This is a genomic window from Puniceibacterium antarcticum, assembly GCF_002760615.1.
GTDB classification, from domain to species: domain Bacteria; phylum Pseudomonadota; class Alphaproteobacteria; order Rhodobacterales; family Rhodobacteraceae; genus Puniceibacterium; species Puniceibacterium antarcticum.
Genome location: NZ_AWWI01000022.1, coordinates 1 through 7,268 on the forward strand (window position 1 = coordinate 1; position 7,268 = coordinate 7,268).

Here is a 7,268-nt window from a genome sequence, read left to right on the forward strand (position 1 = left end):
ACGGCGGGCGTGCCGGGTGATCGGCTGTTGCAGGATGACCATGCGCTACGAGGCGGTCCGAGCCGTTCGGCCACATCTTCGCCGATCAGCACCTTCTACTTGCCGGCATGTTCCGGCAGGTCGTCAGTCTCAATGACCACTTCGACACGCTCAAGATGCGGCGGGAAGCCTTTGCGTGGCCGGGGGGGGGGCCGCTTCTGCTGTGAAGCCGGACCCTTGCCGACCTGCGCCCGCAGGGCCGAGATACCCGTCTCGATCTCCTCGAAGAGCAAAGCCTGCTGGGCATCCTCCTCACCCGCCGTGGCAGAACCAAGCGTCTCGGACCGTCGCCCGAACCGCGCCCGGTCGTAAGCCTTCAGGATCTGCATTAGTCGTTTGATCCGCTTGTCAGTATCCACGTTGCGGGCCCTGAGCGTCTCTATTTCACGCTCCAGCGCGTCCGCACGGTCAGCCTTAGCAGCCATGGCGCTCACCATGGACTTTAACTGATCCATGTCGTCAGGAAGGGGGAATTTACTGCCATTCGTCACCTTCGATTAGAGCATTTTTTTCCTTGTTTTGCTCACGTCTTCTTCATGCATCAGCGCAAATCATTCACTGCCGCAGGACTGTTTAGCCGATAGTTTCGGGGCGCCGAACGGTGACCGGCCTCACCCGTTTCCAGTCCAGACCATCCACCAGCGCTATCAGCTGGACAGTGTTCAGCTGAACCCGGGCATGGCCAATACCCCGGAACAAGTGGGCGCATGCTCCGGAATACGCAACGACCGACGGGCAGCGCGCGGCCTTCATGTATTCTTTGATCGGAACGGCCAAGTTGAACGACGTTGATCCAAACGCATGGCTCGCAAACATCATCGCCAGGATCTCTGAGATGCCAATGTCCCGGCTATCAGAACTGCTGCCGTGGGCATGAAAGACTGAGACACGTCAAGTCAAGGCTGCATGACCACTGTCGCCGCCGTAGGCTTACGTTGTTACGCAAACTTATCGTCTTCCAATATCAGAATTCGTAAGCCCTCAGACGTTTTGATAAACGTCCAAGAGCGCTTTCACATGTTTTTCGACACTCAGAGGAGTTTCCCAATAGGTGTTGTACGCACCTCTGCTTCTTTGCTCGACCACGCTGTCATCCTCATACTGACGCAAGCAAGGCGTGAACTCAGCCGATCGATCTTCGTAGGAGACGATGTCGCCATTCACTTCTGGTATGACACACTCTCGAGCTGCGGAAATATCGTAGCTTATTACTGGAACCCCAAACGCGAGGGCTTCGTAAGGAACGAGCGGTTGGCATTCATACCAATGGCTCGGAAAGGCGAGGCAGCGCGCAGAACGAATATAATCATAGACCTGATCCGGTGCCACCCATCCGGTTATTGTGGCGTCGGGGCAGATCTCACGAATAAGGTCAGCTTCGATGCCGTCACCGACAAAAACAATAGGAAGATTTACTTCTGCTGCCGCCCGGGCGAGATCTAGCGCGCCCTTTACAGGTTCAAGGCGGCCAACAAAAACGATATGTTTATTCTTTTCAGCTTCGATACGAGGAGCTTTGGATATCGAAATAGGATTGGGGACATAGTGAATCGATGTCTCTTTAGACAAATAAGGCGACATTACCTCCTTTTGAAGATTACTGATATATATTACATTCCGCAGATTCTTGGGTAATTTACCTTTGGACATTGCGACGGATTGCCGAGCTACACGGAATAGTTTTTGTGGATAGCTCCTTTGATCGCAATTTGTCGCAATACAGGAAGCGCCCATAGCACGCAATTTACAGATTTCATTTGTCTGATAATTGAAAAAACCGCCATTCGGACAAGCCAGGAAATACTCATGCATCGTATAGACGTGCCGTCTACCGGGAGCCGTTATGACTGACCCTATCGAAGCCGACAAAGCTTTTGTCCAGCCATGCACATGAATGACTGTTGTGGCTGGATCATATTCTTCCAAGAGCACTGTAAGGCGTTGTGCTGTTTCAGCGTTCCATATCCCTTTGCGGGCGGCGTCTACCGCAGAGGGGTTGGATTTCAAGTCCGGAATTTCAAGGCACACAACCCGGACGCCGGAAGGCTCAAGTCGCGGATCGACAGGGCTAACAGCACAGAAAAAGACAACTTCAAGCCCAGTTTCTGCGAGACCTAGCGCGGAATCCACGGCAACTTTTTCCTGTCCGCCACGCACATTTCCGTAGTCATGGATGACAATGACTGTGTTTGTTGTCGTAGTCGCTGTGGGCATATCAGGATGCGTCCTCTTTTTTTCCAAGCGCCATACCCCGCCAGATGCCAAAGATCGTCGGATTGATGTGGGCGTGTTTTATAGCCGCGTGAGCAGCTAAAAAGTTCCACAAAATCAAGGTTCCGGATACGGCAGAAGCCGCTCCGATGGTCCCGAAGAAGTATGTCAGGACTGGCAAGGCAATGACGCCAAGAATGTTGCTGAACAGAATGAGGCGCATGAACCGATGCTGATGCTTGGTCATCTCAAGGATGGCACCGTTCGGTCCGCACGCGGCGTTAAAAATATATCCAACCGATAGAATGAGAAGTTCCGGATATGCTGTATCGTAACCTTCTCCAAAAACACCCAGAACACTGTGACCGGCGATAGCGAATAAAAAGAATACTAATATAGCAAAAATTGTGCCCGCACCCGCGCAGTAAGAACAGACTAGCTGCACATGCACCATCTCGTTCTTCCAAAAATGGCGCGAAATGAGAGGTGAGGCGATGATATTGGTCGCCATCAGAACCAGATTTATAGTTTGTGAAGACTTGAGTGCGGCGAAGAAAGCGCCAGATTCAACCGGGGAAAGAAACACACCGATAATAACCACTGATAGCATCGGCGCCCCGAACGTGACAATCGTCGATACAGAGAACTGAGCGGAGATTTTCAACCAGTCCTTGTCACGCAAGCGAGACCATTCATGTGCGCATCTCCAAAAGCGTGTACCAGGTGCAGCACATGATTGACCCAAGGTCGCCGCCGCCAGAAAGAAGGCGCAGAGTCCGAAGCCAACCGGCGCTGTCAGTACAGGGCCTAAGCTGAGCATTATGCCGAAGCCCAGAATGCAAACCAGCACGCGCCAAATTATCTCTCGTGGCGCCAATCCCAAGACTACCGATTCATAGGCCCGCAGGATCGATGTCTGCAGTTCGCTGAAGGCCATAACAGGTATGAAAAGCGCTGCGACAACCAGACTCCAGGATAGGGCGGGCGCATAGTTGCTCTGGGCCGCGACGTAGCCAAGCAGTGCAATCATCAAGATTAAGGAGATGAGCAAAACGGTTGTGTAACTGCGCATCGTGATAAGTTCGCGTTCTTGCTTGTCGGTATCATCAGTGCTGCGCCGCGCGATGTCCCGGAGCATGACCTGCTGCTGCCCCGCAACGGCAACTTTTGCAAGTATAACGCTGATACTAAAAGAAAAACTGAAATAGCCAAATTGCTCCAGAGTCATGGCTCGTGCAAGCGCAACGAACATGACATAGGAAAGAAAAGCCCCAGCGATTTTTACGAACAACGCCAGTGCACTGCTCTTTATGAGCCGTCCAACAAAGGGATTCATGCTCTATTCCATTTACGATGCCCGCTGCTGACTAGTGGGTTTGCAAACCCTTCGCAAGCCACGCAACGGCATCTGCAGATCTCCCGTGTGTCAAAGCTTCTCATGGATGCTCCTAGATGCTTAAAAATTGCACACAATCTCGAAATTCGAGGCCGGAGGGACATCTTTCTGCGGTGGACACTGGCCCTGCACTACTGCAGGAAGGATGCAGTTGCAGCATGCAAAAATACAGGACGGTACACGGCGTGTTGAATACAGTGATTGCTATTCCGACCCTAAACGAGGCAGATCACATAGGGTCTGTTATCTCATCGCTGTCTGAGCCGGGGTACGATGGTAAAGTGCCACAAATATGGATCATTGACGGGCTATCTGCGGATGGAACGGCAGAAATTGTACGGGGCCTTGGACTGCCACATGTAACGGTCATCGACAATCCCGCCCGTACACAAGCGCATGCCATCAATCTGGCCGCCCTGCACGCACAGAATGTTGGCGACGTCGATGTCCTGATCCGTGCTGACGCACATGCGCATTACCCTGAAGGCTTTGTTGCGCGAATCATTGCGACAATGATCGAAACAGGTGCCGAAAGCATTGTCGTGCCTCTTGAGACAATCGGCGGATCGCGACTGCAGGATGCAGCAGCAATTCTTTTTCGGACTTGGCTCGGGACAGGCGGATCCCCACATCGTACCGGATCGATGCGAGGCTTTGTTGAACATGGCCACCACGCTGCATTCCTACTGGATGACTTTATCGCTCTAGGCGGATATGACACCGACTTCCTTGCGAATGAAGATGCCGAGTTCGATTACCGACTTACCCAGTCGGGAAGACGCATATTCTTGGAAAACAATATCGCGATACAGTACATTCCTAGACTGAGTTTGATGGCGACATTCCGCCAGTACAAGCGAAATGGAACATATCGGATTCGCCGAGCCGTGAAGCACAACATCGGGTTGGGTTTGCGGCAGGCTATACCGGCATTGCTACTTCCCATACTTCTTTTGGGAGCTCTGCTCGGAATTTCCGTGTCTCCAGTTTTTTGGATCATCCCACTTGGATATTTCAGCGCCATTTTAGCAGCAGCACTCCAGATCGCGCGCAAGGCCAATCACGTCAGGTTGACCATTTTGATTGCAGCTTTGGCCGCCGCCTCGCATCTCGGTTTCAGCGTAGGCGCAAGCCTAGAGTTTTTGCGCTGCCGGTTCAGCTCAGCACGGCGTCGTTTATTATTGAATGATAAAGCACGGCTAATGGCCGTCCCAGATAGAAACGAAAGTTAAAATGCCTCAGACAAAGGATAGCATGAACACCGGCAAGGCGAACCTATTTCTGTGTTCTGCGCCGCGTTCGGGGTCAACCCAGCTAGCTGCCTGGCTTGACACACACCCAGAAATAGCTCTATCGCCGATCAAGGAACCTAACTACTTTGCCGCGCAGGATTTTGACGAAAATTACGTTCGCCGCATACATCTCAACGATGTAGAACCCAGAAAATATGTGGATTCAAAATCTACTAAACCCTATCAGTTTGCGATTTTTCGCGAAGCTGCTCATTACGACTATCTGTTCTCAGGCCTAAGCGCACGGTGGCGACTGGACGCATCGACAACCTATCTGCAGAGCGATGATGCGCCCCAAAAAATATTTTCTTATAATCCTGAAGCAATTGTCGTTGTTTTAACGAGACATCCGTTGGAAAGGGCCGTATCACACTATCGCCTTGCCCATCGAACCGGGCGAACCCGTAAAACACTGAGCGAGCAGATCGCAACTGAGCTACACGGAAGTATCGAGAACGAAGCCAAGTTTCTTCTACGTCTTAGCAAATATAAGGCAGCTCTTGCCAGATATCGGACAACCTTCCCAGCTGAGAACCTGATTGAAATTCGTTTTGAGGAAGTTATTGCTAATCCCCATGCCGCGCTAGCAACTTTAGCTGAACGCCTTTCAATAGATATTGACCATCTCGACTTGGGGCGTGAGAAGCGTAATGCAGGCGATGCTCCGATTTTTCCAAAGCTTAATGCTTGGGCTATGTCTTCGGGGTTTAAGCCTCTGGTGGGGCGTATCCTGTCGCCAGAGATGAAAGACAGCCTCCGTAAGTTTCTGTTTCACAAGGGCGGCACAGACAAAATTCAAGAGAAGGACAGGGCCGCACTCGCAGATGCTTTGGCAGATGAAATTGCCGCCTATGAGGCGGCGGGCGCGTGAAACGTATTGGCACATCTCCTTCGAGAATTAACCTAAAAAACGCTTCTTTTTTGTATGGAGTAAACTAGATGAAGATATGTATTAGCGATATCTTTGGATCTCTAAATAGAGGTGATGCGCTTCTCTGCGACGCACTCATCCACAGCATCAAAGAGGCGGCTCCCGGAGCAGAGTTAGCGGGTGTTGCACATTTTCCAGAAATTGAGCGTGAACGTCATCCCGACATAGACTGGCAGGAGGCCCCTTCGCGTAGCAATGCCGAAAGTATATACGTGCGGCGTGCGTTGAATGGACTGCGCAGCGGCCTTACGCTCGGGTACTCTGCACTGGGCGGTCCTTCTGGGATAGCGCCGTTCTACCCCCTGCCCAAATCGCAACTTGCATCTATCCAGCACATCAAGGATGCGGATTTGATCGTTAGTTCCGCTGGAGGCTTTCTGCTTGATGCGAATGCTACCATCTATAGCCATTTGCTTCAATTCCATCTGGCGCGAAAGTTCGGCACTCCCTATGTACTCGCCCCACAAACCATCGGACCAATTCGCAGTACGCGGCTCAAAAAAATGACCGCCGCTGCTCTCTCGGATGCCCGCATTATCGCTGTAAGAGAACAATACTCCTATGACTTTGTGGTGAATGATCTCGGGTTGCCTTCTGACAAAGTGGTTCGGACGACTGATATTGCGTTTGAGCATGAAGAGACTGACCCTGCTGGTGGCGCTGAAGCTCTGGCTGGTCTGGGCATTGCACCGAACGAGCGTTTCATTGGCGCTACAACGGTGAACTGGAAATTTCGTGGAGAGGACAACCCAAAAGCGGCGTATGAAGAGTATCGTGAAAAAATGGTAGCCTTGATGGTCTCCATGCATGAACGCTTTGGCCGCAGAATTGTATTGTTCAACCAAGTCAGCCAGGATCTCCCTTTAGCACGTGAGGTTGCATCTCGCTGCGGTGAAGCTGTAGTTCTTGATGAGGCGGATAGGTCCACCGAAGTGATGCGTGGTATGATCGAGCGGGCAGATGTGTTTCTTGGGTCGCGCTTCCACTCCTGCGTTTTTTCAATTTTGGGGCGCGTACCTCTTTTTTGCCTGGCGTATACTTATAAATCAACTGGGATTATGGATGATCTCAATATGTCAGATCGTGTTGCGCCGATAGGGAAGTTTAACGTAAACAATGTGGTTGAAACTATTGGCTGGCTTATAGAGAACCGTGAGAGTGAGTCAAAAAGAATAAATGATGCTGTACAGAAAATGGCTTTTCCAAAGTTCAGCACCGTCCTTCAGAATGTAATAAATAATATTTAACATTATAGGATGTGGCTTAGTCGTATCCGCTCCGTTGTGGCCGCCTGCCTGATTTCCGGATGATTTGCTAAGACACGTGCTTAACGACGTAGTTAGCGACGTGTCTTATGTGGGGTCGGCGATGCGTGGTGAGATACTTGGGTTTGAACGTC

At 51.3% G+C, this 7,268-nt stretch carries 5 protein-coding genes and 2 pseudogenes; 4 read left to right on the plus strand and 3 right to left on the minus strand.

Features of this window, described 5'->3' with window-relative positions; translation table 11 throughout:
- Nucleotides 1–98 precede the first annotated feature (98 nt).
- Nucleotides 99–494 (minus strand): annotated as a pseudogene (locus P775_RS02540) (transposase domain-containing protein); the annotation flags it as partial.
- Between the two features lie 278 nt (nucleotides 495–772).
- Between P775_RS02540 and P775_RS02550 the strand changes: the two are divergent.
- Nucleotides 773–916: pseudogene (locus tag P775_RS02550) on the plus strand (transposase domain-containing protein); the annotation flags it as partial.
- Between the two features lie 104 nt (nucleotides 917–1,020).
- On the opposite strand, the gene P775_RS02555 reads toward P775_RS02550, so the two are convergent.
- A complete protein-coding gene (locus tag P775_RS02555; RefSeq protein ID WP_099909498.1) occupies nucleotides 1,021–2,253 on the minus strand; it encodes a glycosyltransferase family 4 protein in 1,233 nt (410 codons plus the stop codon).
- 1 nt (nucleotide 2,254) lies between these two features.
- On the minus strand, nucleotides 2,255–3,586 hold the full coding sequence (locus tag P775_RS02560; protein WP_099909499.1) for a lipopolysaccharide biosynthesis protein: 1,332 nt from the start codon (nucleotides 3,584–3,586) through the stop codon (nucleotides 2,255–2,257).
- Nucleotides 3,587–3,804: 218 nt separating this feature from the next.
- Here P775_RS02560 and P775_RS02565 point away from each other — a divergent pair, with 218 nt between their 5' ends.
- The 3 genes from P775_RS02565 (at nucleotide 3,805) to P775_RS02575 (ending at nucleotide 7,116) form a co-directional block, all read left to right on the plus strand.
- Nucleotides 3,805–4,878 (plus strand): glycosyltransferase, encoded by a 1,074-nt coding sequence (locus tag P775_RS02565; RefSeq protein ID WP_180287291.1) that lies wholly within the window; start codon nucleotides 3,805–3,807, stop codon nucleotides 4,876–4,878.
- A gap of 22 nt (nucleotides 4,879–4,900) precedes the next feature.
- The gene (locus P775_RS02570; RefSeq protein WP_180287292.1) at nucleotides 4,901–5,809 is read left to right on the plus strand and encodes a sulfotransferase family protein; all 909 of its coding nucleotides are present in this window, start codon (nucleotides 4,901–4,903) and stop codon (nucleotides 5,807–5,809) included.
- Nucleotides 5,810–5,877: 68 nt separating this feature from the next.
- Nucleotides 5,878–7,116 (plus strand): polysaccharide pyruvyl transferase family protein, encoded by a 1,239-nt coding sequence (locus P775_RS02575; RefSeq protein WP_099909502.1) that lies wholly within the window; start codon nucleotides 5,878–5,880, stop codon nucleotides 7,114–7,116.
- Nucleotides 7,117–7,268: the final 152 nt, after the last annotated feature.

Bases quoted from the DNA above. Each gene is read 5' to 3' on its own strand.
- P775_RS02575 (WP_099909502.1), top strand. From the start codon at position 5,878: ATGAAGATATGTATTAGCGATATCTTTGGATCTCTAAATAGAGGTGAT.
- P775_RS02570 (WP_180287292.1), top strand. From the start codon at position 4,901: ATGAACACCGGCAAGGCGAACCTATTTCTGTGTTCTGCGCCGCGTTCG.
- P775_RS02560 (WP_099909499.1), bottom strand. From the start codon at position 3,586: ATGAATCCCTTTGTTGGACGGCTCATAAAGAGCAGTGCACTGGCGTTG.
- P775_RS02565 (WP_180287291.1), top strand. From the start codon at position 3,805: ATGCAAAAATACAGGACGGTACACGGCGTGTTGAATACAGTGATTGCT.
- P775_RS02555 (WP_099909498.1), bottom strand. From the start codon at position 2,253: ATGCCCACAGCGACTACGACAACAAACACAGTCATTGTCATCCATGAC.